Genomic DNA, 308 nt, shown 5'->3' with positions numbered 1-308 from the left:
CGGTCGCTGACCTGGCGCACGACCGCGAGGTCGTGGGCGACGAAGATGTAGGTCAGCCCGAAGTCGTCCTGCAACTCCGAGAGCAGCCGCAACACCTGGTCCTGTGTGGACACGTCCAACGCCGAGACCGGCTCGTCGCAGATGATGAGCTTGGGCTTGAGGATGAGCGCCCGGGCGATGGCGATGCGCTGGCGCTGGCCACCGGAGAAGGCATGCGGAAAACGGCTGTAGTGGTTGGGCTCCAGGCCCACGCGCTCCAGCAGTTCCTGCACCTCGGACCGGATCTTCTTGCCGTCGCGCTCGCCCTG

1 protein-coding gene is annotated in these 308 nt (G+C 66.6%); it reads right to left on the bottom strand.

Annotated features, from left to right (window positions below):
• Positions 1 to 308, bottom strand: a 308-nt coding sequence (locus DSY14_RS28480) for an ABC transporter ATP-binding protein (protein WP_211719651.1), incomplete at both ends; no start/stop codon positions are given.

Source organism: Nocardiopsis sp. MG754419, from assembly GCF_018207095.1.
Lineage (GTDB): Bacteria > Actinomycetota > Actinomycetes > Streptosporangiales > Streptosporangiaceae > Nocardiopsis.
This window is presented reverse-complemented; position numbering and strand designations above follow the sequence as displayed.